Consider the following 25064-nt stretch of genomic DNA (forward strand, 5'->3'; position numbering starts at 1 on the left):
AGAGCCTCCGGTTATCGGTGGCCTAACCTGTCGATGATCCTGCGGTTCCCGTCTGTCGCCTGTGAGCTCTTATCTTTGCAAAGGCTTCCGGTCGAACATCGGCGACAAAAGCCTTCTCGGGATCGCTGTTGTCGACAAGGCTTTCGAAAAGCGTCATGTATTGCCTGACACTTTTGTCCCACGAAAAATTGGCGCCCATAGCCTGTGCCTGGAGGCGCCTGAAAAGCTCCCTGTCATTATACGCATGGATGGCGCGTTCGAGGGCGGCGCGCAGATCGTCCGTATTCGCCGGCTCGAACTGAAAACCAGTCGCCACTCTCGCTTCGATTGCGGCGTCGTTCGCATCAATGATGGTTTCCGCCAATCCGCCGGTGCGGCTTACAATGGGCAGCGCGCCATATCGCAGTGCATAGAGTTGCTTGAGCCCGCATGGTTCAAATCGCGACGGCTGGCTGATGAAATCCGAGCCGGCCTGGATTTTCTGACGTCAAACCGCAATGCGCCGGTACAAACCTCAAGAGCCTTAGATGAGGTTGCACGGCTTGAGGCATCGCCCGCCCGTAAGACCGATGATTTTGGTTGGACTGCTGACGCCAAGGCTATCGTCGCGCCAAGGATATCAATCCCCTTGCCGTTTTCCTCGACGCCCGACACAAGCGACCGATCGATCTTCATGCGATCAAAGCCGAATTGGCGCAGCGCACCGATACTCGCATAGCCTCAACCGAAATCGTCAAGCGCAAATTTGATGCCAACCCGCCGGAGCTGGTCTATAGACCGACGCGCTTGCTCGGGAGCACGCCCTCAGTTATCTTCAAAGTAAGGTAATTGGGGTTGAAATCAACCTCCACGGCGACAACCTGCGCGGCAAAGTCCGGATTGCAAAATTGGACGGGTGAGACGTTGACCGACAAGGCCAGGTTGGGCCAACTCTTTGCGTGGCGGATCGAGGTTCGCAGCATGTGAGCTCCGAGCGCATCGATGCTGATCAGCCAGGGGGATCCGACGATCTTTCTGCGCAGCCCGCTCAGCCTGTCTCTGCTGATCTTTGCCATTGCGATGCTGGCGCTCGTGCTGTCGCCGAGCATCAGCCGCAAACGCGAAGAAGCTTTCACCGAATAGGGATTATCGCGGTCGCAGTACATTGATGGCGAGGTGCGCAGACCCTCAGCCGGACGGAGGCTCGGCATCGGGCACGACTGACAATGTGTGCTTGAGACATTTGAGTGCGAAACAGGAGCGGGAATGGCGCACACCCTCGATCTTGTAGAGCTTGCGGCGTAGAAACTGCTCGTAGCCTGTGGTTCCTGCCACCGCCACCTTGATGAGATAATCATATTCGCCGGTGGTCAGATAAGCTTCCAGCACCTCCGGAAGGGCGGCCATGGCTGCGCCGAAACGTTCCAGAACCTCGTCATCGTGGCGCTCCAGCATCACCTCGATAATGACAGTCTCGGTCAGTCCCAGGTGAGCCTGATCGAGAATGGCGGTATAACCACGAATGACCCCTTCATCTTCCAGCCGCTTGACACGCTGCCAGCAGGGGCTGGGTGACAACCCCACCTTTTCCGATAGTTCCGTGTTGCTCAGCCTGCCGTTTTCCAGCAGGGCCCGCAATATTTTGCGATCAATTCTGTCCAGCGGCTTCGTCATGCCGGTCTCCCCGAAATCTGCTGCAAAAAAATCTGCCGTCCATGAGACCGCTTACGAAAGAAGTGTCTTCTTGCCCGCTGTTTGCCGGTGTCATTCGAAAGCACCTTTGGCCAGTCTTTGAGTACCGTACTGCAAGGTACAGACAGCACGGAGGAGCAGGCGTGGCACCAGTACAGCAACAGCATTTTCCAAGGCCGAGAACGCTGATACATCCCGGCATCTCCTCGCCGGTGCGCATCAACAGCCTGCGCTCGCCATCTGCGCGGCATGTGCGGCTGCTCATCGCGCCGGGGTGCAGCCTTTACGATGGTATCGTGCAGCCGCTCTTCGAAAACGGCATCGAAAATGCGTCTCTGACCATTCTTGGCGGTTATTTCGACATATTGTCCTATTGCGTGGCCCCGCCTGATCCTTCCGGCAATGCGGTCATCGCCTATACGAAACCCATCGACGCAGGAGCAGCCTGGCTGGTCTTTGGCAATGCCACGCTTGGGCGCAGCATGAAGGGCGAGCCGATCGTTCACTGCCATGCGGCGATGCGGACTGTGGCGGGGGTGGTCAGGGGCGGCCATTTGCTGACGGAATCCTGTATTGTCGGAGAAGGCGGCATTTCCGCGCTTGTGACCTCGCTCGACAGTTTCGTGCTGCAGCAGTCATTCGATCCCGAAACCAATATTCCTCTTCTTCAGCCACGCAACCGCACGGAGCGCGCCGATGAGCACGCATGACAATGTTGAATCCGGCTCCATGGGCCGTGTGGCTTATGCCCGTATCGCGCCAAATGAAGACCTGGTGCTCGGCGTCGAAAAACTGTGCCTGGCCGAAGGGTTCCGCAATGCTTTTGTGCGCGGTGCGCTTGGGAGCCTGGTCGATGCATGTCTCGGCACGCGCAACGGCGCGTTTTTGCAGATAAGCGGTCCCGCCGTTGAAATCGTCTCGATTGCCGGTGAAGTGCGCGCCCAGCCCGACGGTTCGCTGCGCGCCGCGCTGACCGGCGTAGTCGCGGATACAGAAGGCGCGGTTTACGGCGGCCCCTTCATTGCAGGTGCCAACCCCGTATGCATGACCTTTGAAGTGACGCTGGAGGAATGGTTGCCCGCGGAGAAGCCGCAGGCGGCGTGAATTGCAGTACGATCGGCCATCGAGTGGCGCAGTGTCGCCAGCCGCCCCGGCGCAACTCATGAGGCTGCCTCTTTTCTTTCGGTAAGAAGCAGTTCGAAAGTGACGCAAACCGGGTTTTTTCCGCGCACCAGCCGCCCGTCGCTGATGTGGGCGGTGAGATCGACCATGGCAATCTCCAGCGCCGCGTGTTGACCACCCGTGACGCGGCCATTGCGAATGAGGATTTCGCTGGCATAGGCAGCGAGAGTGGTCCCGTCTTCATAATCCACACCGATCAGGCTGCCGATACCATTGACCTCAGCTGCGCGCAGGCCGAATTGCGCGCAGGCCGCTTCAAGGGCCGTGCAGATATCGGTGTTGGGCCGCACGGTGCACAACAGCGCCTTCAGGCCCGCATCCTTTTGATTGCGCGGTTGCGCAATGGGCGTGAAGAGGGGGAAATTCGTTTCCTCATCCTTTTGCACATCGAGGATCGCGCCATCCAGCGCCAGAGCCTCAAGCGGTGTTTCCCCGGCAAATTCGGCCTCGAAAGGCAGCAGATGCCCCATCGATAAAATACCTTCAGCGCTTTTCCAGGAACCATGGCAGTGCAGAAAAGGCTGACCGTCGCGTCGCCCCATATGCAGGCCGGCATCGATGATCGTACCATCAGGCATGGAAAAGGTTTCGCTGTACCAGGCGGCATGGGTGTCATCGGGGGAGGCTGCGGGCATGACATAATGCAGCCGCTTCATCGGCACGTTTTTAAGCCTCACATAACCGCCATCGAAACCCTGCTCCGCAAACGCATCAGCAATCGCTTCGTTGACGCATACGCCGGGCCTCACCGTCAGCGTGACCGGATGGGCGTGGCAGCCGACGACGCGAAAGCGTTCGGGCGTCACCGGTCCGGGATGGACGATGCGGCGGGGAAGCTCCTGCGTGCCTGTCTCCGTCATACCACAAGCCCAGCGGTAATGAAGCCGCCATCCACCGCCAGCACCTGTCCGTTGACGTAGCTCGCCTCATCCGACACGAGGAAAGCCACGGCAGAGGCAATCTCGTCCGTGGTGCCATAGCGGCGCATGGGAACGCGGCTGTGCCACTGGTTGCGAACGTTTTCGGTATGAACGGCCTGGGTCAGCGGCGTATCGACCGGCCCGGGAGCGATGGCATTGACGCGAATGCCCGATTGACCCAACTCGTTTGCCATCACCATCGTCAGAAGATTGACGCCGCCCTTCGAAGCGCCGTAGGCGCTGCGGCCACGATTGCCGCACATGCCGGAGACCGAACTGATATTGACGATGGAACCGGCGCTCTCACGGTCCAGCCAATAACGCGCGGCGGCGCGCCCCACCGCAAAGCTGCCGACCAGATTGACATCGACGATACGGCGAAATTCTTCGACACTGGTATCGATGGAAAGCTTGTCCATACCGATGCCAGCGCTGTTGACCACCGCCACAAGACCCACCTCATGCTCTCTGTTACCGGCCGTCAGGGCGGTGAATGCCTGCTCTACCGAGGCTTCATCCGCCACATTGCAGACGATGCCGCGCGAGGCGTCGATGCCGAGTTTTTCGCAGGCCGCATCCAGCGCTTCGCGCTTGAGATCCAAGAGCCAAGGCTGCCAGCCGCGCGCCATCAAAAGCTGCGCCGTGGAAAAACCGATGCCCGATGCGCCGCCAGTGATGGCGACGGCCCCTTTTTTCTGTGTCGTCTGCTGTCTCATTCCATCTCCTCCCGATCATGCGCTTCGGCTTTCAGCCGGTCAGTTTTTCTTCGAAAACCGGGATCTGGCCGCGCCTTTCCAACTCCTCACGGATCATTTTCTTGGTGATCTTGCCATAGGCGGATTTCGGCATGGCATCCCAGAACACAACGGTTTTCGGCAGCTTGTAGCGAGCCATCTTGCCTTCGAGATAGGACTTGAGGTCGATACCGGCGATATCAGCACCTTGACGCGCCACGCAAACCGCCACGCCTACTTCTCCCCACACCGCATCCGGCACGCCCAGAACCGCGGTCTCGGTGATATCCGGATGCATGAGGATTTTTTCCTCGATCTCGCGCGGGTAGATGTTGGAACCGCCGGAAATATACATGTCGGAGGCGCGCCCGGTGATGTAGATGAAGCCGTTCTCATCACGGTGGCCCAGATCGCCGGTGCGGAACCAGCCGTTGCGGAAGGCTTTGGCATTGGCTTCCGGGTTATCGTAATAGCCTGCGAAAACGGCGGGACCGATAACGCAGATCTCGCCGGTTTCGCCAGCGCCCAGCTCATCACCCGCGTCGTTCTGGATCTGCACTTCCATGCCGGTACGATCATAACCGCAGGTGCCGACCCGCGCCTCCGGTCCATCCTCGGTGCTGTGGAGGGAAGGGGGAAGCACGGTAATATTGCCGGTGACTTCGCCAAGGCCGAAATATTGCACCAGAACCGGGCCGAGCTTTGCGAGCGCCCGTTTCTGATCGGCGCGATACATCGGCGCACCGGCATAGATGACATAGCGCAGTGACGAATGATCGAAACGATCGACCGAGGCGTCTTCGATGAGCATTTTCAGAATGGTTGGCACGGTGAATGCGTTGGTCACGCGCCACTTCTCGATCAGCGCCCACACAGCCGGCACATCGAGTTTTTCAACAGCCGGAAGCACCGTTTTTGACCCATGCGCCACCTGCACCAGTTGGTGAATGCCCGCGCCATGCGAAAGCGGCGCAACGACAATCGAGGCATCGCCCGTTCCCGTTCCCGGCATCAGGTCGCAAAGATGGTTGGTGATGACGAAGGCCATCTGGCCGTGGGTCAGCACCGCAGCCTTCGGGCGGCCGGTGGTGCCCGAGGTGAAGAAGAACCAGCAGGGATCGTCTCGGTTCACTGCCTCGCTTTTCACCCTCTGGCCAAGATGACGTGCGACAATGTCATCGTAGTCCTCGCCGAATTCTGCCGGACCGATGGCGATTGTGAAATCAATCGCGGATGCCGCGCGGCTCGCCCTTGCATGATTGGGAAAAGCGCTGGCGCATATCATGCCGCGCGCGCCGCTGGCTTTGGCCAGGTAAGCCACTTCATCTGGCGACTGACGATAATTGGTTGGCACCCACACCGCACCCACGCGGAAGCAGGCAAACATGGATTCGAACATCTGGTTGTTATTGGAAGACTGCACCAGAATGCGGTCACCCTTTTTGACGCCGAATTCGGTGACCAGCGCCTGCGCCATGGCATCGACGCGGGCATCCATTTCGGCCCAGGTCCAGGCCCTGTCGCCCCAGACGAAACCTATATCGGCGGGGTTACGGCGCGCCGCCTGGGTGAGGAAATGCGAGAGATTCATCACTCGCGTGGTGGACGGCGCAACACCGCCCGGGGGATGCTGCGCGGCGCTTTGTATCGTCATTTCACCCGCTCCATGATCGAGACATAGTTGGCAACCGCAGTGCCACCCATGTTGAAAACACCGGCCAGCGACGCGTCGGGGATCTGCATATCGCCTGCCTCACCCATCAATTGCATCGCGGCCATGACATGCATCGAGACCCCGGTTGCCCCCACCGGATGCCCTTTGGATTTCAGGCCGCCGGATGGGTTGATCGGCAGGCGTCCGGTCTTCAGCGCCGTTCCTTCCCGGACAACGCGATGTCCTTCACCGGGCTTCGCCAGCCCCATGGCCTCATATTCAATAAGTTCGGCAATGGTGAAGCAGTCATGCGTCTCAACAAAGGAAAGGTCATCGAGGGTCGCTCCGGCGAGTTCCAGCGAGCCAGCCCAGGCACGGCGCGCGCCCTCGAAGGCCAGTGGGTCGCGGCGGCTTAGAGCCAGAATGTCGTTGACATGCTTGCGGCCCCTAAAGCCTATGGCGCGGTTGAGAGTAGCGGCTGTTTCCTCGTCGGCCAGAATGATGGCGGCGGCGCCATCGGAGATCAGCGAGCAGTCTGTGCGGCGCAGGGGCCCTGCGACATAAGGGTTCTTCTCCGATACCGTGTTGCAGAAATCGAAGCCGAAATCCTTTCGCATGTGGGCATAAGGATTGACCGCGCCATTGGCGTGGTTCTTGGCGGCAATCATCGCCAGTTCTTCCGAGCGATCGCCATAACGCTGGAAATAGGTCTCTGCGATACGCCCGAACTGACCGGCAAAGCCGCCTGAAATATCGGCTTCTTCAGCCCGGTAGCAGGCGGAAAGCAGGATTTCGCCGACTTCCGCCGTTGGCAGCGCCGTCATTTTTTCGGCGCCGACAACGAGCGCGATTCGGCCGCGCCCGGCTTCGATGAAATCCATGGCGCTATAGAGGGCGGCCGATCCTGTCGAGCAGGCATTCTCGAAACGCACCGCGGGCGTATAGGCGAGGCGTTCGTCGCCCATGGCAACCAGCGCACCCTGAAAATCCTGTTTCGAGAAACCGTTATTCATCACACCGACAAAAATGCCGTCGATATCGCCGACATGGACGCCCGCATGCTCAATGGCCGGCGTCACGACCGAGGCCATCAGTTGTTCGGTATTTTCAAGGGCCGATTTGCCGAAAGGCGAATGCGCCCAGCCGACGATCTGTGCTTTGCTCATCTGCTCGTTCTCCTTGCCTGTCGCTTCGTTTCACCATCGCCGCGCGTGCGAGCGCGGCTGGCCATCATTTCTGCAATGCGTGTTTCGATGCGCGTCACTTCCTCGCGCAGCAGCGCCGCCAGTTCCGGCTGCCGCTCCGGGCGCATGCGGCTATCGACAGCGGCAATGCTCAGCGCACCTGCCAACGCACCGTCAGGCGTGCGGATGGCAACGCCGATACCCCAGGAATTCGAAAGGATCAGGCCGGGGTTGAGCGAATAACCATTGGCTCTCGTCAACTCGACATCGCGGCGCAGTCCTTCAGGGGTGATACCGGGATAATTTGCGGCAATCAGCCCGCCATTGGCGGCGATGACGCTTTCCACCTCGGCATCGGGCAGGGCCGCCAGCATGGCAAGCGAACCGGCGCCAATGCCCAACGGGTGCTCAAAGCCGGCCTGAAGCGCATGGGTACGTACCGGCCAGGTGCCTTCTTCACGATAAAGGCAGAGCGCAAATGTATCGCGGCGCACGGAAAGAAAGCTCGAATCCTCAGTGCGGCGGGAAAGACGTGTCAGCCCGTCCTGGGCCATTTGCAACAGTCCGAAACGGCGCGACGACAGGCTGCCCAGCACATAAGCCTCTTCACCCAGATAATAACGCCGTGTCTCCTCGTCCTGCTCCACGAGGCCGGCGCGGATTAGCGCCAGCAGCAGTCGGCGAGCCGTGGGTTTGTTCAGCCCGCTTTCGGTGACAATCACCGACAATGCCACGCCGCGTTCGGCATGACGCCCCACCATGGAGAGCAGCCCCAGCGCCCGGTCTACCGCGCGCGCACCTGTCAGATCGTTTTCTGTCGGGATCGTCGTCGCCATATCAGGAAAATGCCCCCACCGCACAGCTTTGTCCGCCATCGACCGGCAGACAGACGCCGGTGATGAACTTCGCCTCATCGGATGCCAGAAAGGCGGCGGCGCGGGCGATATCGAAGGCATCACCCATGCGGCCAACCGGAACGGCGGCATTGCGCGCCACCACCATATCCTCGACGGAGGCATATTGACTGCTGATCTGCTTGTAGATCAGCGGCGTGTCGATCATGCCCGGAAGAATGCAATTGGCGCGAATGCCCTCTCGGGCATATTGCATGGCGAGCGCCACCGTTGCCTGGTTTACGGCGGCCTTCATCGCGTAGTAGGCAAAATAGGGATAGCCGGTCCAGCGGATGGAGGCGAGCGAGGAGATGTTGACGATGGCACCGCCGCCTTGCGCCAGCATCACCGGCAGCACGGCCTTGGCGGTGCGATAAACGGAGCCGATATTGAGATCGACGGAGGCGCGAAAGCTTTCCTCATCCAGCTCGACAGGCCCGCCCATATGGGTCACGCCAACATTATTATGCAGAATATCGATGCCGCCGAAAGCGTCACAGGTACGGGCAACAGTTGCCGTTACGGAATCGAGCTTCGTGACGTCTGCCGCAACCGCAATCGCCTCGAAACCTTCGTCGCGAATGATCTGCGCCGTCTCTTCGGCGGCGTCAGCGGAGAGATCGACACAGGCCACACGCGCGCCTTCGCGGGCAAACTGCACAGCCGCAGCCTTGCCATTGCCAAAACCCGGACCCGATGATCCTGCACCAAACACAATGGCGCGTTTTCCCGTCAGGCGACCTGTCAAAACAGTCTCCATTGCAATCTTCAGAAATAGTCGGGTCGGCCCCGCCAGAGGCGGGGCCAATTATGCAAGACCGATCAGGTCAGGCTGGCGCCGACGGCCTTTTCGAGAATGGCCCAGGCTTCGTCGCCATATTTGCCCTTCCACTCGGAATAGAAACCGGCGTCCTTGAGCACTGCCCGGAAGAGAGAGGCGTCGGTGTCGTTGAAGGTCATGCCCTTGCCGATGAGGTCTTCCTTCACCGAAGCATTCAGTTTTGCCACATCGGCGCGCTCGTCCTTGCCGGCCTGATTGAGGTTTTTGGCAACGATGGTGCGCAGGTCATCCGGCAGGCGTTCCCAGGCGCGCTTGTTGGCCAGGAACCAGAAGCCATCCCACATGTGGTTGGTGACCGAGCAGAATTTCTGCACTTCGAACAGCTTGGCAGTTGAAATGATTGCCAGAGGATTTTCCTGGCCATCGACCACGCCGGTCTGCAAGGCGGTGTAGACTTCCGCGAAATTGATCGAGGCGGGAGCCGATTTAAAGGCCTTGAACATTGATGTCCAGAGCGGGCTCACCGGTACGCGGATCTTGAAGCTTTCGAGGTCGGCAGGCGTCGCGATGGGCTTGGACGCGCTGGTGATCTGGCGGAAGCCGTTGTCCCAGATGGTGTCCATGGCAACGAGGTTCTGCTTGGCAATTTCGCCGCGCACATATTTGCCGAGATCGCCATCCATAGCCGCCCATACGGAATCGTAGTTCGGGAAGGCGAAGCCGATGCCGCTGATCGATGCGTTCGGCACCAGTGTCGACAGGATCAGCGGCGAAAGCGTGAAGAATTCAACGCCGCCCGAGCGAACCTGGCTCAGCACGTCGGTATCGGCGCCCAGCTGGCTGCTGGGGAAGATATTGATCGTCACCTGGCCATCGGTTTCCTTGGCAATACGGTCGGCGGCTTCCTTGGCGCGGATGTTCATGGGGTGCGCGGCGGGCAGGTTGTTGGCATATTTATAATTGTATTGCGCAGCGCGGGCGCGCGACACAAAAGCGGTGGCAAGAACGGCGGAACCGGCACCGGCCAGCATGGTACGTCTGTTGATATTCATTGCTTTCTCCTCCCAAAATAAAAGCATGTGTCGTTAATCGGCGTCGCGGACATCCCCGCCACGGTCTCAGAGCAGAATTGTCGAAAAGCCGGGAATTGCGGCAATCAGCAGCAGGCCTATGACCATCGCTGCAAGATAGGGCCAGATGGCGCCCATGGCTTCATCAGGCGAGACATTGCCGATCTTGCAGGCGATGTAGAAACCGATGCCGATGGGCGGCGCCATCAGGCCGATATTCATGGCAACCACAACGACCATCGAATAATGGATGTCGTTGATGCCAAGCGTGCGGGCAATGGGGAACATGATCGGCGCGAGCAATACGATCGCGGGCAGGCCTTCCAGCACGCAGCCGAGGATCATGAAAATCACGATCGACACGACCATATAGGTCATCCAGCCACCCGGCAGATCGGTGATCATGGCGGTGAGCTGGAAGGCAAAGCCGCTTTGCGTCAGCCCCCAGGCCATGGCCGAGGCGCAGCCGAGGATCAACAGGATAGCGCCGGAAAGGGCTGCCGTTTCCACCAGCATGGAGTAAAGCTTTTTGAGGCTGATGCCGCCATAAAGCACCGCGCCGATGATCATCGCATAAAGCACGGCAATGGTGGAAACCTCGGTTGCCGTCGCCACGCCGCCGCCCACCAGACTGCGGATCAGGAAGGGCAGAACCAGTGCGGGCGCGGCAATCAGCGCTGCCTTGCCCACCAGCGGCCATGGCGTGCGTTTTGCACCTTCCATGTTTTCATGCCGCGCCTTCCAGCGGGCCAGAACGGCCAGCACCAGAAGCAGCACCATGGCAATCATGAAGCCGGAGGTGAACAGACCGGCGATCGACACACCCGCCGCCGAACCGAGCACGATGAGCACGATGGATGGCGGAACAGTATCAGCCATGGCGGCGCCGGTGGCCAAAAGCGCGATCATTTCCTTGGGCTTGTGGCCACGGCGCTTCATTTCCGGAAACAGTGCGGGTGCAACCGTTGCCATATCCGAAACCTTCGATCCGGAAATACCAGAGACCAGGAATAGCGAACCGAGCAGGACATAGGACATGCCTGCGCGAATATGACCGAACATCGAGGAAAGAAGCTCGACGATCGCCCTGCCCATGCCGGTAGCATCGAGCACGCAACCCAACAGCACGAAAATCGGCACCGACAGCAGAATGATGCCCGACATGCCCTCATCCATACGCCCGATCATCACGATGGTTGGAACCCAGGTGGTGAAGGTGAGATAGGAGAGTGTTCCAAGGCCGAAGCAGAAGGCAATCGGCACGCCCAGTACCAGAAACACCGCCACGAACAGGCCAAGAAAGATTGCCAGATTGATGTTGCCCAGGGATTCAAGCGCCGGCGATGCCAGATAGAGCAGGCCGGAGACGACCGCGACGGTTACAACGGCCGCGATAATGTCGCGCAGCCTTTCCTTGCGAAAGAGATTGTTGAAGACCAGAAGCAGCATCAGACAGCAGCCCAATGGCAGCGCCGCGGCGCGGAAGGTCATGGGAATATTCAGCGCCGCCGACGTGACCACCCATTCCTCGATGGCATATTCTACGGCCGGCGTGATGATCGCACCTAGAAATGCCGCTACCAGCAACATCGCCAGCGAATTGATGTAGCCCAGGAACCGTTGCGGAAACATGTTGAGAAACAGCGTCAGGCGCAGGTGTTCGCTGCGATCGATGGCGATTGCCGCACCCAGCATGGCAAACCACAGGAAACTCATCGATGCCATTTCATCGATCCAGACGATCGGCAGATGCAGGGCATAACGCGATGTCACGCCCAGCAGAAGCAGGCCGATCATGATCGCCAGCAGCACGGCTGCCACAGCCTCGACAGGTCGCATGAACCACGAGCCCGTTACCGGCTCCGTATGCAGCAGCTCGCCATCGAGTACAAATACATCGTCATTTGTGCTTGCGGTCATGGTCATTGGGCCTCCTCTCCCGCAGAACAACCTTCGCAATGGATGGCGGCCAGCAAACAGGGCCCGTGCCGCGACCGCGACATCAGGATGTATCTGTTGTTGCCAGACTGGCCAGACCTCCCTCAAAGTCTGAAAGTATCGGTATATTGCCTCCACAATATGGACCGCTACAAAATCATCTATTCGAAATACATACAAAAATTGACGAAATCAACTGTAAACATACGGATTTGTGTAGTTTATTTGCGCATATGGAAGGTCCATATAGTGGATCGATACTTGATATCGACCCAAAAGCCATGCGCAAGGGCTTCCACGCAAGCGCCTGTCAACGGGAGCCCCGGTGTCGGGTGGCGAACGCGCCATTGCCGCCGCCCGCGGTGTATTTCCGACCATGCTTTTTATATCGAAGGGGAAGATACGGCGACGCTGACCGTTGTTACCAGGCATCTTCGTCGATGTTGGCGGCATCTGACAGCGACATCGTGCGCGGATTGTTAACCACAGCAGCTAGGTCTGGTCCATCGCGCTTTCCGTTAGCAGAGCAAGTACCGCCCTTGAGTTCGAACGCCATCTCAAGCTGCTGCAGGTCGTACAGGCAGTGCATGCTCCAGTAGTCTTCTCGACCAGCACCGGCTGCACCTTCATCTGCTCAGCGACGATGCCGGCGGCCTCGTTGCACCCGGATGAGCAACTTCGCCAGTTTGTCGGAATAGACGCGATTGCGACGATCGAACTAGTAGCGTTGGAATTTGTCTTCTCCTCAGTAACAGGGAAGCCTTGGCCTTTCTTGTCGCGTAATCCGGACCGTTTGGAATCGAGCAGCATGCCGGCGACAGGCCTTCGGCGCTTTATACCCACCGTACGTTCCGCAGATCAGCCCATGGACACCGTTTTTGACAATGAGAGCGAGAACGAAAAGCGGATCATGTTCCAACTGAAACGTTTGGCGAGTCCCAGCGCGGAGTACAAATTCCTGATCGATGTCGCCGCACGCGACGTGCCTTGGGGCGGCCTCGCCAGCCCATGCAAATAAGCAGAATTTCTTAAAGTGTAATATTTTCAATATTCTGCACACCATCAACGTGTGAAATCGCGGAAATGAATTATTTCCTTATAAGCAATGTATAACAAGATTATACAATTTCGTTGACTCATCGCGAAAGCCGTGTCAGCTTTTTCAACGTCGACAGGAATGGAATGCGCCCACACGGGTTCGGGCAGGAGGTTTGGATGAAAAACGGCAAGAACGGCTTGTATGAAGATATCAAGCATCAGATTCTGACGATGGAACTCGACCCCGATCAGGATCTCGATGAGGTGAGCCTCGGCGCACGCTACGGCCTGTCGCGCACGCCTGTCCGAGAAATTTTTCGCCGTCTCGAGGGTGAGGGTTATATCGACATTCGGGCAAATCGTGGCGCGCGTGTCATTCCGATGAATCACCAGACGCTTCGGCACTTCTTTCTGGTTGCACCGATGATCTATGCCGCGATCGGCCGCCTTGCCGTACAGAATTTCCGGCCGAAACAGCTTGGCGAATTGAGGGACACGCAGGAGCGGTTCCGCACGGCCATCCTGAAGGGCGATGCGCCGGCCATGGTCGTGGAAAACAACCATTTCCACGCGCTGATCGGCGACATGTCCGGCAACGTTTATCTGCAGGCGAGCCTCGGGCGACTGCTGATCGATCACGCCCGCATCGGCCACACGTTTTACCGGCCGCGCAATGACGACATGCGCGAACGCCTGAAGCTTGCCGTCGAGCATCATGACGGTTTCATCGCAGCGATTGAAAAGCATGACGAGGACGCCGTTGTCGATCTGGTCTTCGAGCATTGGGAATTGTCGCGCGAGAACATGGAAATGTTCATCGCACCACAGGGAATGAAGGCGGATGCCCTCGTTGAGGTGCCCGTCGCAGCGATGGAGAAATCGTCTTGAAGTTCGAAGGCATATATACTCCGGCGATCACGCCGCTTGGGTCCGATGGGCAGATCGACCGTGACGGTTTCGCAGCCGTTCTGGAGCAGCTGATCGAAGCCCGCGTCCACGGCATCATCGTCGGCGGTTCCACGGGTGAATATTACGCGCAGACGGCGCAGGAGCGCTTCGATCTCGCCGCTTACGCCAAGCAGGTCATCGGTACGCGGCTGCCGCTGATCGTCGGCACTGGCGCCACGCGCACCGAGGATTCCATTGACTATGCCAAGGCCGCGAAGGAAATCGGGGCGGACGCCATTCTCGTCTCCTCGCCGCCCTATGCGCTGCCGACGGAGCGTGAAAATGCGGTCCATGCGCTGGCCGTCGACCGCGCCGCCAATCTGCCGATCATGCTCTACAACTATCCCGCCCGCATGGGCGTGGTGATGGGGGAAGAGTATTTCTCCCGCGTCGGCAAATCGAAAAACGTCGTCGCCATCAAGGAAAGCTCCGGCGATATGGGCAACCTGCATCTGCTCGCCCGCAAGTTCCCGCATATCGCGCTCTCCTGCGGCTGGGACGACCAGGCGCTCGAATTTTTCGCCTGGGGTGCGAGAAGCTGGGTCTGCGCGGGCTCGAATTTCCTGCCGCGCGAACATGTGGCGCTCTACGAAGCCTGCGTTCTCGAAAAGAATTTCAACAAGGGCCGCGCGATCATGACCGCGATGCTGCCGCTGATGGATTTCCTCGAATGCGGAAAATTCGTGCAGTCCATCAAGCACGGCTGCGAGATCATCGGCCTGAAGGCCGGTCCCGTCCGCGCGCCGCTCAGGCCGCTCAATTCCGAGGAAAAACGCACCCTCCAGACTGTCGTCGCCACCTTGAAGCGCACGGTCGCCCAGATTACGTCGGGAGCCAATCATGCATGAACCTTTGACCGCCGCCGAATACCGCGCGATCGCCGCCAAACTACAACTGCCCGCCAATGCCTTCATCGACGGCGCTTTCGTGCCGGCGAAATCGGGCAAGACATTCACCTCGACCAACCCCGCCACCGGCGAAACGCTCGCCGAAATCGCCGCCTGTGACGCGAGCGATGTGGATTTCGCCGTCGCCAAGGCGCGGGAGGCCTTCGAGGACGGCCGCTGGCGCAATCTCGCGCCAGCCGACCGCAAGGCGATCCTGATCGACTTCGCAAAACTTCTGGAAACCAACCGGCACGAACTGGCCGTCATGGAAAGCCTGGACAGCGGCAAACCGGTCCGCGAGTGCCAGACGGTCGATGTTCCCGATACGATCCATACCATTCGCTGGCATGCCGAACTGATTGACAAACTTTACGACAATACCGCCCCGGTCACCGGCAATGCGCTTGCCATGATCGTGCGCGAACCCGTCGGCGTCGTCGGCTGCGTCCTGCCGTGGAATTTCCCGCTTTTGATGCTCGCCTGGAAGATCGGCCCGGCGCTTGCCTCCGGTTGTTCGGTCATCGTCAAGCCGGCGGCGGAAACCACGCTGACGACGTTGCGCGTCGCCGAACTCGCCCATGAGGCCGGCATTCCGGCCGGCGTCTTCAACGTCGTCACCGGGGGCGGCAAGGAAGTCGGCGAGCCGATCGGCCTGCATATGGATGTCGACATGGTGGCCTTCACCGGCTCCACGCCGACCGGACGGCGGTTCCTGCGTTACGCCGCCGATTCCAACCTCAAGCGCGTCGTGCTCGAATGCGGCGGCAAGAACCCGGCGGTGGTGCTGGATGATGCCGAAGACCTCGATCTCGTCGCCGAACAGGTCGTCAACGGCGCGTTCTGGAACATGGGCGAGAATTGCTCGGCCTCCTCGCGGCTGATCGTCGACGCGAAGATCAAGGACGAACTGCTTCAGCGGATCGGCGCCTATATGCGCGAATGGAAGATGGGTGACCCGCTCGACCCGGAAAACCGCATCGGCGCGCTGGTCAGCAAGGCCCATTTCGACAAGGTCCACTCCTTCCTCGAGGATGTGAAGACCGAGAAGCTTGTCATCGTTCACGGAGGCAAGACCGAGAAAGGCATCTTCATCGAGCCCACGGTGGTCGACAAGGTGACGCCGACGAGCCGTCTCTTCAAGGAAGAAATCTTCGGGCCCATCCTGTCGGTGACGAGTTTCAACACGCTGGCCGAAGCGGTCAGTCTCGCGAATGACACGAATTACGGCCTTGCGGCGTCCGTCTATACCGCAAGCCTGCGTAAGGCGATCCGGCTGTCGCGCGAAATCCGCGCCGGCATCGTGACGGTCAACTGCTTCGGCGAGGGTGACGCCACCACGCCCTTCGGCGGTTACAAGGAATCCGGTTTCGGCGGGCGCGACAAGTCGATTTTCGCGCATGACAATTATTGCGAACTCAAGACGATCTGGTTCGACATATCGGATCGTTCGGTGGACGAGACGGTCAGATGACGATCCTGAACGTCAGGCGTTTGCCGGTCGAAAACGGCATCTCGGGCTGGGAGGCGATCAGTGAACGTTCCTTCCCGGTCCGCAGTTTGGAAGGCAACGTAACGGCGGACTGGCTGGTCATCGGCGCGGGTTTTGCGGGTCTTTCCGCTGCGCGCCGCCTCACGCAGCTTCGTCCAGGCGACAGGATCGTCGTTCTCGATGCGAGCGAGGTGGGCAAGGGAACCTCGGGCCGCAATTCCGGCTTCATGATCGACGTTCCCCACAACCTCGCCTCCGGTGAATATTCGAGCGGCGCGGCCGACGCCACCAAACTCGAGATGGAGCAGAACCGGTCGGCGATAAAATTTTCCACCGAAGCAGCGGCGGAATACGGAATGTCGCGCCAGACATTCGATCCGGCCGGAAAGATCAATGCCGCCGCCACCGCCCGGGGACTGAAACTCAACCAGAGTTTCGGCCTGTCGCTGAAAAACACCGGCGAAAAACACCGTTTCCTCGACGCCGCCGAAATGCGCGCGCTGACCGGATCGGACTACTATCTCGGCGGGCTTTATACACCGGGAGCCGTGCTGATCCAGCCGGCGGACTATATTCGCGAACTGGCCGCCGGCCTGTCGCCGAAGGTGGATCTGTTCGAAAATTCGCCTGTCACGGCGCTCAGACACGAAAATCACATCTGGACGGCGGTGACGCCGAAGGGCGGCGTTAGCGCCCCGAAGGTCATTCTGGGGGTCAACGGCCATATCGACGATTTTGGCCATTTTGACGGACGGCTGATGCATATCTTCGCCTATGCGTCGATCACCGCGCCCTTTCCGGCGGACACTTTCGGCCGCAGCGTATCGGGCGAAGACAAGTGGGCGCTGCTGCCCGCCGATGCGATGGGCGCAACCGTGCGCAAGATCACCTCGGGCGGCCAGTCACGCATCGCGATCCGCACGAAATATACCTATGAGACGACGGTTGGCATCAGCGAGCGGCGGCTTGCGAAGATGGCGCAGGCGCATCGGCGCTCGCTCGACGCCCGCTTTCCCGGCCTCGGCAATATCGGCTTCGAGCACAGCTGGGCCGGCAGGCTTTGTCTCAGCCGCAATCATGTGCCCGCCTTCGGCGAGATCGAGGAGGGGCTTTATTCCGCCTGCTGCGAGAACGGGCTAGGCACCGTGAAAAGCACGCTTGCCGGCATGATGGCGGCGGAACTGGCGACCGGCAACGCTTCCAGACACCTTGAGGAATACATGGATCATCCCAAGCCCACCCGGCTGCCGCCGGAACCATTCGCGTGGCTCGGCATCAATTCGGTGATCCGTTTGCAGGAATTGCGTGCAGGCCGCGAGGGATGAACCCTCCTACGCAATGTGAGGGCTGAGCCAAGCACGAAGCCTTCGAGAAGAATGGGAACAAAAACTAGGAGAACTATTATGAAGACTTTATGGAAAGCGCTCTGCGCGGCTGCGATGATCGGCATGACGGTATTCTCCGCCAAAGCGGCGGAAAAGACGATTACGGTGGGTACGATGTCCTGGGAGGATCTCACGCCCATCACCGGGATCACCAAGAAGGTACTTGAGGATTCCGGTTACGCCGTGAAAGTCGTGTCGTTCTCGGAATGGGGTATTGCCTATGCCGCCCTCTCCAAAGGAGACATCCAGCTTCTAGCCTCGCAGACCGACTACGTCGCTCAGGACTACTGGGACAAGAATAAGCGACGTCTGGAAAAGATTTCGCCGGTGTCGCATGGTCTCTACCAGGCGATCGCAGTTCCGAAATACGTGACGATCGACTCGATTGATCAGTTGAACGACAACGCCGACAAGTTCGGGGGCAAGATCATCGGGATCGAGCCGGGTTCAGGCCTGATGCGCGATGCCGGCAATGCCGTCAAGGATTACGGTCTGAAGCTCCAGCTCGTCGAAGGCAGCACGGCCGCGATGACCGCCGCTCTGAAATCGGCAATCGACCGCAAGGAATGGGTCGCCGTCACGATCTGGGAACCTTCCTGGATGATGCAGCGATACGACGTCAAGTTCCTCAAGGATCCGAAGGCCGTATTCCCGCCGCCGCAGAGCTATTACTGGATCGGCCAGAAGGGTTTCTCCGAGAAATATCCGCATGCGCGTGAAGTGGTCGCCAGCATTTATGTGCCGCTTGCCGACATCACCACGATCAATGGTGCGGTCAATGACGGCAAGACAATGGACCAGGCGGTCAAGGAATGGACCGACAGCCACGCCGATCTTCTGAAGCGCTGGGAAAATATCAAGGGCGAATGACCCAGAACGTGCGGGCCACAAAGGCGGCCCGCACGCGGATTTCCAAAAGTTGAAGGCCGGCCCCGAGCAGGCCCGTGGGGAACGCGATGAATTCTGTGATGAACGAACCCAACGAAGTGTTGGTTGATTGCCAAAACGTCTGGAAGATTTTTGGCGCGCGGGCGCAGGCCGCCGTGAAGGCCGTCTCCGAACGCGGATTGTCAAAGAAGCAGATACTAGAAGATTTCGACTGTGTCGTCGGCGTCTCCGACGCCAGCCTTCAGGTTCGCCGTGGCGAGATCTTCTGCATCATGGGGCTTTCCGGCAGCGGTAAATCCACCCTGATTCGGCTCCTCAACCGCCTCATAGAGCCAAGTGTCGGCAAAATCACGGTGAAGGGCAAGGATATCGCCAGACTGAACGCCGCCGAATTGCGCGAATTGCGCGCCCGCAACATCGCCATGGTGTTTCAGAGCGTAGCGCTGCTGCCTTATCGGACGGTGCTTGAAAACGCCGGTTTCAGTCTTGAGGTTCGAGGCGTAGCGAAAGACGAGCGCAACCGCATAGCCCGCGCGGCGCTTGAAAAGGTGGGCCTCGCCGACTGGACGTCGCGGTATCCCCACGAATTGTCAGGAGGCATGCAGCAGCGCGTCGGACTTGCCCGCGCCCTGACCGCCGACCCGGAAATCATTCTCATGGACGAGCCGTTCAGCGCGCTCGACCCTCTTATCCGTCGGCAGCTCCAGGACGAATTTCGGCAATTGACGAAATCGCTCGGCAAGTCCGCTGTCTTCATCACCCATGACCTCGAAGAGGCCATCCGCATCGGCGACCGCATCGCCATCATGAAGGACGGCGTCATCGTGCAGGTGGGAACCGCCGAGGATATCGTCACCAAACCCGCTGACGACTATGTCGCCGATTTCGTGGCAGGCATCTCCAGAATCCATCTGGTGAAGGCCTATTCGGTTATGCAGCCGGTTGCGGAATTTGCGGCCTCGCAGCCCCAGTGCGATATCGGCACGCTGCTCAGGGCTTCGCCACAGGACGATATCGGCGCGCTGATCGATCTGACGATGCAGTCTGACCACGATGCCGTCGCGGTGGTCGAAAAAGATACCGTCATCGGCATCGTCACCACCCGCGACCTTCTTCGCGGTGTGGCCGGAACAGCGCAAGAAGAATCCGTGGCGGCATAGCTGGAGGCTCAAGATGGATACCTCGATCATCACGGACCGTTTCGATATCTGGACGGAGGATGCGCTTGGCTGGATCGGCGATAATGGCGAGGGGCTGTTCGATTTCGTCAGCTGGCTGCTTGAGGGCAGCTACGACGGCATCCTGTGGCTGCTCCAGCTTGCCTCGCCCGTCGTCGTCGCACTCATCGCCGTCCTGCTCGGCTGGCGGTTGATCAACCTGGCAGCCGGCATTCTCGCCGGGGTCGCGCTGCTTTTCTGCGCGACCATTGGGCTGTGGGCCGAAACCATGAGCACCCTGGCGCTTGTCACGACCGCAACGATCCTCGCTCTGCTGGTCGGCATTCCGCTTGGCATCCTTGCGGGATTCGCCAAATCGCTCGACCGGGTGCTCGAACCCGTGCTCGATCTGATCCAGACCATGCCGCCTTACATCTATCTCCTGCCTGCGATCGCCCTCCTGGGCTACGGGCCGGCGACGGCGCTCATCGCCACCGTCATCGTCGCCATGCCGCCCGCCATCCGGTTGACCTCGCTCGGTATCCGCATGACGCCACGGGAATTCATCGAACTGGGTCACGCAAGCGGGCTGACACCCTGGCAGATGTTCACGAAGATCAGGCTGCCTTTCGCCATACCCAGCGTCATGGCTGGCATCAACCAGAGCCTGATGATGGCTTTCGGGATGGTCGTCATCGCGGGTATCGTCGGTTCCGGCGGCCTCGGCGAAACGATCTACGGGGCAGTACGCACGCTGGATATCGCCACCTCCATCAACGCCGCGATCGCGATCGTCATTCTGACCATGGTGCTGGACAGGCTCACACAAAGCGCGGCAAGTCGCGCAAAGGCAGGTGCAAGATGAACTTCGATTTCTTCCGATTTTCTCCGGGCACCTATCTCGCACCCGCCGTGGACTGGCTGAATACCAATTTCCACCCGTTTTTCGCCGCGGTAACCAACCTCATCGAGAGCGTTCTCGGTGCAATCGAAGCCGTGCTGCTCTATCCGCCCGCCTTTGCCCTGATTGCGGTCGCGACATTGCTCGCCTTTTTCGCCATCAATCTCAAGGCCGCAATCGTAACGGTGCTTGCGCTTGCCTTCTGCTTCTTCGCCGGCCTCTGGACACAATCCATGCAAACCCTGGCGCTGGTCACGGTGGCTGTCATCATTTCGGTGTCGATCGCCTTTCCGCTCGGCATCCTGGCGTCCCGCCATAAACGTTTCGAGACAGCCCTCCGCCCCGTGCTCGACATCATGCAGACCGTACCGCCATGGGTCTATCTCATCCCGGCGGTGATGATCTTCAGCCTGGGCCGCGTGCCCGCGATCATCGCCACGATCGTCTACGGCGTGCCACCCATGCTGCGCCTCACCACACTCGCCTTCAACCAGGTGCCGAAGGACTTGCTCGAACTTGGACAGGCGAGCGGCGCCTCGCCCCGTGCGATCCTCTTCAAGATCGAAATCCCGTCCGCCACGCCAACGCTTCTGGTCGGCCTCAACCAGTGCATCCTGCTGTCGCTGGCCATGGTCGTTCTTGCCGGGCTTGTCGGTGCGGGCGGACTTGGCGCTGAAGTCACGCGTGGATTGACGCGAATGGAAATGGGGCCAGGCCTAAGAGCCGGACTGGCCATCGTCGCTATCGCCATTCTCCTCGACCGACTGTCCAGAGGCGCGCTACAGGGCCGCAGGGTATCGGCCGGAGGAAACGGCGCGCACTGAGGAAAAGAGAGCCATGCGCCACAGCTTCTTCTGCATCGATTCCCACACCTGCGGAAACCCCGTTCGCCTCGTCGCGGGCGGCGGGCCGCTGTTGCCGCATCTTCCGATCGCTGAGCGCCGCGACATATTCGTTCGCGACCACGACTGGGTACGGCAGGCGTTGATGTTCGAGCCGCGCGGCCACGATGTGATGTCGGGCGCGATCATCTATCCGGCCTACCGACAGGACTGCGATTTCGCGGTGATCTTCATCGAGGTCAGCGGATGCCTGCCCATGTGCGGCGCCGGCACCATCGGGCTTGTGACGGCGGCTATCGAGGAGGGTCTAGTGATCCCTAAGGTGCCGGGAAGGCTGTCAATTGAGACGCCCGCCGGAAAGGTCGATATTCAATACGAGAAGCCCGCAGACTTCGTCGAATCCGTCCGCATGTTCAATGTCGCCAGCTATCTCCACGCTGCCGATGTGGATGTCGAGGTTCCGGGCCTCGGTCGGCTCGCCGTCGATGTCGCCTATGGCGGCAACTATTATGCGGTGGTCGAGCCGCAAGCCGCCTGGCCCGGTCTCGACGGCATGTCGGCCAGCGATATCGTCGATCTCAGCCGCAAGCTGCGCGACGCGCTTTCCCAAATCTCCAATCCCGTGCATCCCGAAGACGAGAGAATAAGCGGCGTGCACCATGCCATCTGGTGCGACAAACCGGTTTCAGTCGATGCGGATGGGCGCGGCGCAGTGTTTTACGGCGACAAGGCCATCGACCGCTCCCCCGGCGGCACAGGCACCTCGGCCCGCATGGCGCAGCTCCACGGCAAGGGTCGTCTAAAGACCGGGGACACATTCCGTCAGGAAAGCCTGATCGGCACGATCTTCGAAGGCAGGATCGAGGAAGAGACGGCAGTCGGCAGCTTCAGCGGCATAATGCCGAGCGTCTCCGGCTGGGCGCGGATCATTGGGCACAACACCATATTCGTGGATGATCGCGATCCGCTTGCCCGCGGATTTCAGATCGGGTGAGGAGTGCTTTGATCATGGTGGGCATCGGTCGCATCGGCATCCTCGCCCGAAAACTCCGTGATCAACATCAAACCCATTTTCCAAAGCTTCATCCAAGAGTACAAATTCGGCCGTCGCCTCAAGACCCTTAACTGGCTCACGCCTTACGAATTTATCTGCAAACGCTGAACAACAGAGCCGGAAAGATTCATCATCGATCTGAACTGATGGAGTAGATGCCCCTTACAAAGGATGTATCGGGCGTGTCACTTCTAATGGCGCATAATTATCGTACTAGGCGCCTACGCCGCCTGGATCGAAGGTAAGGAGTTCAATGTCGGCGCGTTAATTAAGCGCGCTTATCTACACCTGTCGCTTAATTAAATGAAATGCGCCTTGCTTAATTAAGGGGCGCGGCTGATATTGGGTTATGTCTGATTCCCAATCCAGAAACCGCTTGGGTCGTTTCGTCGAGACGGTCGCTGCCAGTGAAACAGTGTGGGCGTTCGTGCCCCCACCATTGCCGCCCGAGCCGGCGATTGATGTACTTTCATTGCTAGAGCGCCTCAGCTTGGCTGAGCGAGCGCTAGGACGCCTTGATGGTATCACAATGCTGCTGCCGAGACAGGAGCTGTTTCTTTATATGTATGTGAGAAAGGAAGCCGTTCTTTCCTCGCAGATTGAAGGCACGCAGTCGACGCTTTCTGATCTCTTGCGGTTTGAGACCGAAGCTCAAGCCGGACAGCCAGTTGATGATATCCGTGAAGTCTCCAACTATGTTGACGCCATGATGTATGGTTTAGAGCGGCTAGAAACGTTGCCCATGTCGTTGAGTCTGATCCGTGAGATGCACGCCAGGCTCCTGCACAGTGGGCGGGGAGGCACCAAGGATCCAGGAGAGTTCCGCCGCTCGCAAAATTGGATTGGTGGCACGCGCCCCGGTAACGCACTCTTTGTGCCGCCACCCGTCACTGAAATGGCTGGTTGCCTGGATGCGTTCGAGCGCTTCATGCATGACGACCAATCGCGACTACCGGCGCTAATCAAAGCTGGCCTGCTGCACGTGCAGTTTGAAACGATCCATCCGTTCCTCGATGGCAATGGTCGTATTGGCCGCCTGCTTGTAACCCTATATCTTTGCATGAACGGGGTTTTGCGAAAGCCGCTGCTCTACCTCAGCCTTTATCTGAAGTCCCATCGGAGAGAATACTATCGGTTATTGCAAGAGGTCCGTGAGCATGGAAACTGGGAAGCCTGGCTGGACTTTTTCCTGGCCGGCGTTGCCGACACTGCCAATCAAGCCTTTGAGGCAGCGACACAGATCGTCGATCTTTTCAAGGAAGATCGCGAGCGGATCACCATGGAGAGTGATAGAGCGGGGTCGGCCCTTCGCATTCACGAGCTTTTCCAGCAGACTCCTTTTCACACTGCGAACCAGATTGTTCAGATCACGGGTTTGTCCGCACCAACGGTCAACGCCGCACTCGCTGATCTGAAGCGATTGGGCATCGTTGATGAGGTTACCGGACGCAAGCGTGGCCGCGTGTTCAGCTATCAACGATACCTCGCAATTCTAGGTGAAGGCACCGATCCCTTGCCTCTCAATTCATGACAAATAGATGGGCCAAAGGTTCGATTTCGTTGAGGCGAAGACGCTGGCCAAGAAATTCGCTTGAGCCATGAGCGGCACGCAATGACCGCTTTGCGCCGACAGGAGACGTTGCGGCAGGCGGCTTCTTTTACTACGGTTTGTGGGCACCAAAGAGCACAAAGGGGACAGAAGATCAGCGCCATCAAACTAGCTGCGTTTGACGTAGACGGAACCATTCTGCGGGGCGAAAATATCTGCGGCTGTATTGCCCGGAAACTAGGCCGTACGGTTGAAATGGACGGTTTCGAGCTTCTTCGCTCGCGAGATGAAATTGCCGCTGGACGCGAAACAATGTTGGAGTGGTATGCCCCCTTTGACCGGGCTGCCCTGATCGGACATCTGTCGGAGCTTCGTCTAGCTCCGGGTGTCAAAGAAGGGTTTGCGCGCCTCAAAGAGGCCGGAGTCAAGATCGCCCTTGTGTCCATCACTTGGGAGTTCGCTGTCGGCTGGTTCGCCTCAGAACTGGGTGCGGATTACGCCGTCGGTACCGGCTGGCAAGAGAAAGGGACCATCGATCATTTCTGGCCGGAAGATAAAGCCAGCTATTTGAGCTCCCTGATTGCCGAATTGAGTATCGACAGGGATGCCGTCGCGGCGGCGGGGGATTCGCACGGAGATATCCCTATGCTCAATCTCGCCTCCCGAAGCTATTTCGTGGGCGAGCACCTGCCGTCCGAATTAAGCCATGCAAAACACCTGCACAATGCGAATATCGAGGAAATTGTCTCAGATATGCTGGCATGATCGGCCGATGCAGATTACCGCTTTCGGCCCCAAAACAGACATTCTCCAAAGGCCAAGTCTTTGGTGCGCCTTAAAGTCCCAAGCAGGGGAACCTGTGCCGACGGTTCAGATCTCTTCAAGAGCTAAACGAAGAG

At 59.1% G+C, this 25064-nt stretch carries 25 protein-coding genes and 2 pseudogenes; 15 read left to right on the forward strand and 12 right to left on the reverse strand.

What is annotated here, in order from left to right:
* Nucleotides 1–22: 22 nt before the first annotated feature.
* Together CFBP5499_RS26115 and CFBP5499_RS26120 are read right to left on the reverse strand one after the other, a co-directional pair.
* Nucleotides 23–478, reverse strand: a pseudogene (locus CFBP5499_RS26115) (glycosyltransferase); the annotation flags it as partial.
* Nucleotides 379–983 (reverse strand): annotated as a pseudogene (locus tag CFBP5499_RS26120) (EAL domain-containing protein); the annotation flags it as partial. The pseudogenes CFBP5499_RS26120 and CFBP5499_RS26115, both read right to left, overlap by 100 nt.
* Here CFBP5499_RS26120 and CFBP5499_RS30205 point away from each other — a divergent pair.
* Nucleotides 982–1122, forward strand: a complete 141-nt coding sequence (locus CFBP5499_RS30205; protein WP_175416910.1) for a hypothetical protein — start codon at nt 982–984, stop codon at nt 1120–1122. The pseudogene CFBP5499_RS26120 and the gene CFBP5499_RS30205 overlap by 2 nt on opposite strands.
* A 45-nt stretch (nt 1123–1167) precedes the next feature.
* Here the strand turns inward: CFBP5499_RS30205 and CFBP5499_RS26125 are convergent, their stop codons facing one another.
* Entirely contained in the window at nt 1168–1653 is a 486-nt protein-coding gene (locus CFBP5499_RS26125) for an Lrp/AsnC family transcriptional regulator (RefSeq protein WP_080830485.1), read from the reverse strand.
* A 161-nt stretch (nt 1654–1814) separates the two neighbouring features.
* On the opposite strand from CFBP5499_RS26125, the gene CFBP5499_RS26130 reads away from it, so the two are divergent.
* Both CFBP5499_RS26130 and CFBP5499_RS26135 read left to right on the forward strand, forming a co-directional pair.
* Complete coding sequence (locus CFBP5499_RS26130; RefSeq protein WP_175416916.1) at nt 1815–2381, forward strand: DUF296 domain-containing protein; 567 nt, start codon at nt 1815–1817, stop codon at nt 2379–2381.
* On the forward strand, nt 2368–2775 hold the full coding sequence (locus tag CFBP5499_RS26135) for a PPC domain-containing DNA-binding protein (protein WP_175416917.1): 408 nt from the start codon (nt 2368–2370) through the stop codon (nt 2773–2775). The genes CFBP5499_RS26130 and CFBP5499_RS26135 overlap by 14 nt, the downstream gene beginning before the upstream one ends.
* Nucleotides 2776–2831: 56 nt before the next feature.
* Here the strand turns inward: CFBP5499_RS26135 and CFBP5499_RS26140 are convergent, their stop codons facing one another.
* From CFBP5499_RS26140 to CFBP5499_RS30210, 9 genes are all read right to left on the reverse strand, one after another.
* Complete coding sequence (locus tag CFBP5499_RS26140) at nt 2832–3713, reverse strand: DUF296 domain-containing protein (RefSeq protein ID WP_080830487.1); 882 nt, start codon at nt 3711–3713, stop codon at nt 2832–2834.
* Nucleotides 3710–4489 carry an SDR family NAD(P)-dependent oxidoreductase gene (locus tag CFBP5499_RS26145; protein WP_080830488.1) on the reverse strand — a complete coding sequence of 260 codons (780 nt, stop codon included), beginning with the start codon at nt 4487–4489 and terminating at the stop codon, nt 3710–3712. The genes CFBP5499_RS26140 and CFBP5499_RS26145 overlap by 4 nt, the downstream gene beginning before the upstream one ends.
* Before the next feature lie 31 nt (nt 4490–4520).
* Nucleotides 4521–6161 (reverse strand): acyl-CoA synthetase, encoded by a 1641-nt coding sequence (locus tag CFBP5499_RS26150; protein WP_080830489.1) that lies wholly within the window; start codon nt 6159–6161, stop codon nt 4521–4523.
* Entirely contained in the window at nt 6158–7327 is a 1170-nt protein-coding gene (locus tag CFBP5499_RS26155) for an acetyl-CoA acetyltransferase (RefSeq protein WP_080830490.1), read from the reverse strand. The genes CFBP5499_RS26150 and CFBP5499_RS26155 overlap by 4 nt, the downstream gene beginning before the upstream one ends.
* On the reverse strand, nt 7324–8181 hold the full coding sequence (locus CFBP5499_RS26160) for an IclR family transcriptional regulator (protein ID WP_080830491.1): 858 nt from the start codon (nt 8179–8181) through the stop codon (nt 7324–7326). The genes CFBP5499_RS26155 and CFBP5499_RS26160 overlap by 4 nt, the downstream gene beginning before the upstream one ends.
* A gap of 1 nt (nt 8182) precedes the next feature.
* The gene (locus CFBP5499_RS26165; protein WP_175416936.1) at nt 8183–8986 is read right to left on the reverse strand and encodes an SDR family NAD(P)-dependent oxidoreductase; all 804 of its coding nucleotides are present in this window, start codon (nt 8984–8986) and stop codon (nt 8183–8185) included.
* A gap of 74 nt (nt 8987–9060) precedes the next feature.
* Complete coding sequence (locus CFBP5499_RS26170; RefSeq protein WP_080830493.1) at nt 9061–10071, reverse strand: TRAP transporter substrate-binding protein; 1011 nt, start codon at nt 10069–10071, stop codon at nt 9061–9063.
* Between the two features lie 66 nt (nt 10072–10137).
* Nucleotides 10138–12015, reverse strand: a complete 1878-nt coding sequence (locus CFBP5499_RS26175; RefSeq protein WP_080830494.1) for a TRAP transporter large permease subunit — start codon at nt 12013–12015, stop codon at nt 10138–10140.
* A 433-nt stretch (nt 12016–12448) separates the two neighbouring features.
* On the reverse strand, nt 12449–12616 hold the full coding sequence (locus CFBP5499_RS30210) for a hypothetical protein (protein ID WP_175416911.1): 168 nt from the start codon (nt 12614–12616) through the stop codon (nt 12449–12451).
* A 276-nt stretch (nt 12617–12892) separates the two neighbouring features.
* Between CFBP5499_RS30210 and CFBP5499_RS30215 the strand changes: the two genes are divergently transcribed.
* The 12 genes from CFBP5499_RS30215 (at nt 12893) to CFBP5499_RS26230 (ending at nt 24930) form a co-directional block, all read left to right on the forward strand.
* Nucleotides 12893–13045 carry a hypothetical protein gene (locus CFBP5499_RS30215; RefSeq protein WP_158523307.1) on the forward strand — a complete coding sequence of 51 codons (153 nt, stop codon included), beginning with the start codon at nt 12893–12895 and terminating at the stop codon, nt 13043–13045.
* A 197-nt stretch (nt 13046–13242) separates the two neighbouring features.
* Nucleotides 13243–13953 (forward strand): GntR family transcriptional regulator, encoded by a 711-nt coding sequence (locus CFBP5499_RS26180; RefSeq protein ID WP_080830495.1) that lies wholly within the window; start codon nt 13243–13245, stop codon nt 13951–13953.
* On the forward strand, nt 13950–14861 hold the full coding sequence (locus CFBP5499_RS26185; RefSeq protein ID WP_080830496.1) for a dihydrodipicolinate synthase family protein: 912 nt from the start codon (nt 13950–13952) through the stop codon (nt 14859–14861). The genes CFBP5499_RS26180 and CFBP5499_RS26185 overlap by 4 nt, the downstream gene beginning before the upstream one ends.
* On the forward strand, nt 14854–16371 hold the full coding sequence (locus tag CFBP5499_RS26190; RefSeq protein ID WP_080830497.1) for an aldehyde dehydrogenase: 1518 nt from the start codon (nt 14854–14856) through the stop codon (nt 16369–16371). Before CFBP5499_RS26185 ends, CFBP5499_RS26190 begins: the two co-directional genes overlap by 8 nt.
* Nucleotides 16368–17714, forward strand: coding sequence for an NAD(P)/FAD-dependent oxidoreductase (locus tag CFBP5499_RS26195; RefSeq protein WP_080830498.1), 1347 nt, complete (start codon nt 16368–16370; stop codon nt 17712–17714). Before CFBP5499_RS26190 ends, CFBP5499_RS26195 begins: the two co-directional genes overlap by 4 nt.
* A 78-nt stretch (nt 17715–17792) precedes the next feature.
* Entirely contained in the window at nt 17793–18644 is an 852-nt protein-coding gene (locus CFBP5499_RS26200) for a glycine betaine ABC transporter substrate-binding protein (protein ID WP_175416918.1), read from the forward strand.
* A 98-nt stretch (nt 18645–18742) separates the two neighbouring features.
* Complete coding sequence (locus CFBP5499_RS26205; RefSeq protein ID WP_371507036.1) at nt 18743–19822, forward strand: quaternary amine ABC transporter ATP-binding protein; 1080 nt, start codon at nt 18743–18745, stop codon at nt 19820–19822.
* Between the two features lie 13 nt (nt 19823–19835).
* On the forward strand, nt 19836–20684 hold the full coding sequence (locus CFBP5499_RS26210; protein WP_080830501.1) for an ABC transporter permease: 849 nt from the start codon (nt 19836–19838) through the stop codon (nt 20682–20684).
* The gene (locus tag CFBP5499_RS26215) at nt 20681–21544 is read left to right on the forward strand and encodes an ABC transporter permease (protein WP_080830502.1); all 864 of its coding nucleotides are present in this window, start codon (nt 20681–20683) and stop codon (nt 21542–21544) included. The genes CFBP5499_RS26210 and CFBP5499_RS26215 overlap by 4 nt, the downstream gene beginning before the upstream one ends.
* Nucleotides 21545–21557: 13 nt before the next feature.
* Nucleotides 21558–22556, forward strand: a complete 999-nt coding sequence (locus CFBP5499_RS26220) for a 4-hydroxyproline epimerase (protein ID WP_080830503.1) — start codon at nt 21558–21560, stop codon at nt 22554–22556.
* 409 nt (nt 22557–22965) lie between these two features.
* Nucleotides 22966–24147, forward strand: a complete 1182-nt coding sequence (locus CFBP5499_RS26225; protein WP_080830504.1) for a Fic family protein — start codon at nt 22966–22968, stop codon at nt 24145–24147.
* An 81-nt stretch (nt 24148–24228) separates the two neighbouring features.
* The gene (locus CFBP5499_RS26230) at nt 24229–24930 is read left to right on the forward strand and encodes an HAD family hydrolase (RefSeq protein ID WP_080830505.1); all 702 of its coding nucleotides are present in this window, start codon (nt 24229–24231) and stop codon (nt 24928–24930) included.
* Nucleotides 24931–25064: the final 134 nt, after the last annotated feature.

Source organism: Agrobacterium tumefaciens, from assembly GCF_005221325.1.
Taxonomy (GTDB): domain Bacteria; phylum Pseudomonadota; class Alphaproteobacteria; order Rhizobiales; family Rhizobiaceae; genus Agrobacterium.

What these genes read in the sequence shown, in the direction of transcription:
- CFBP5499_RS26155 (WP_080830490.1), bottom strand. Translation starts at nt 7,327, where the DNA reads ATGAGCAAAGCACAGATCGTCGGCTGGGCGCATTCGCCTTTCGGCAAA.
- CFBP5499_RS26220 (WP_080830503.1), top strand. Translation starts at nt 21,558, where the DNA reads ATGCGCCACAGCTTCTTCTGCATCGATTCCCACACCTGCGGAAACCCC.
- CFBP5499_RS30205 (WP_175416910.1), top strand. Translation starts at nt 982, where the DNA reads ATGCTGATCAGCCAGGGGGATCCGACGATCTTTCTGCGCAGCCCGCTC.
- CFBP5499_RS26180 (WP_080830495.1), top strand. Translation starts at nt 13,243, where the DNA reads ATGAAAAACGGCAAGAACGGCTTGTATGAAGATATCAAGCATCAGATT.
- CFBP5499_RS26135 (WP_175416917.1), top strand. Translation starts at nt 2,368, where the DNA reads ATGAGCACGCATGACAATGTTGAATCCGGCTCCATGGGCCGTGTGGCT.
- CFBP5499_RS26125 (WP_080830485.1), bottom strand. Translation starts at nt 1,653, where the DNA reads ATGACGAAGCCGCTGGACAGAATTGATCGCAAAATATTGCGGGCCCTG.
- CFBP5499_RS30215 (WP_158523307.1), top strand. Translation starts at nt 12,893, where the DNA reads ATGGACACCGTTTTTGACAATGAGAGCGAGAACGAAAAGCGGATCATG.
- CFBP5499_RS26215 (WP_080830502.1), top strand. Translation starts at nt 20,681, where the DNA reads ATGAACTTCGATTTCTTCCGATTTTCTCCGGGCACCTATCTCGCACCC.
- CFBP5499_RS26200 (WP_175416918.1), top strand. Translation starts at nt 17,793, where the DNA reads ATGAAGACTTTATGGAAAGCGCTCTGCGCGGCTGCGATGATCGGCATG.
- CFBP5499_RS30210 (WP_175416911.1), bottom strand. Translation starts at nt 12,616, where the DNA reads ATGCACTGCCTGTACGACCTGCAGCAGCTTGAGATGGCGTTCGAACTC.
- CFBP5499_RS26140 (WP_080830487.1), bottom strand. Translation starts at nt 3,713, where the DNA reads ATGACGGAGACAGGCACGCAGGAGCTTCCCCGCCGCATCGTCCATCCC.
- CFBP5499_RS26190 (WP_080830497.1), top strand. Translation starts at nt 14,854, where the DNA reads ATGCATGAACCTTTGACCGCCGCCGAATACCGCGCGATCGCCGCCAAA.
- CFBP5499_RS26170 (WP_080830493.1), bottom strand. Translation starts at nt 10,071, where the DNA reads ATGAATATCAACAGACGTACCATGCTGGCCGGTGCCGGTTCCGCCGTT.
- CFBP5499_RS26175 (WP_080830494.1), bottom strand. Translation starts at nt 12,015, where the DNA reads ATGACCATGACCGCAAGCACAAATGACGATGTATTTGTACTCGATGGC.
- CFBP5499_RS26195 (WP_080830498.1), top strand. Translation starts at nt 16,368, where the DNA reads ATGACGATCCTGAACGTCAGGCGTTTGCCGGTCGAAAACGGCATCTCG.
- CFBP5499_RS26150 (WP_080830489.1), bottom strand. Translation starts at nt 6,161, where the DNA reads ATGACGATACAAAGCGCCGCGCAGCATCCCCCGGGCGGTGTTGCGCCG.
- CFBP5499_RS26230 (WP_080830505.1), top strand. Translation starts at nt 24,229, where the DNA reads ATGACCGCTTTGCGCCGACAGGAGACGTTGCGGCAGGCGGCTTCTTTT.
- CFBP5499_RS26205 (WP_371507036.1), top strand. Translation starts at nt 18,743, where the DNA reads ATGAACGAACCCAACGAAGTGTTGGTTGATTGCCAAAACGTCTGGAAG.
- CFBP5499_RS26145 (WP_080830488.1), bottom strand. Translation starts at nt 4,489, where the DNA reads ATGAGACAGCAGACGACACAGAAAAAAGGGGCCGTCGCCATCACTGGC.
- CFBP5499_RS26225 (WP_080830504.1), top strand. Translation starts at nt 22,966, where the DNA reads ATGTCTGATTCCCAATCCAGAAACCGCTTGGGTCGTTTCGTCGAGACG.
- CFBP5499_RS26210 (WP_080830501.1), top strand. Translation starts at nt 19,836, where the DNA reads ATGGATACCTCGATCATCACGGACCGTTTCGATATCTGGACGGAGGAT.
- CFBP5499_RS26160 (WP_080830491.1), bottom strand. Translation starts at nt 8,181, where the DNA reads ATGGCGACGACGATCCCGACAGAAAACGATCTGACAGGTGCGCGCGCG.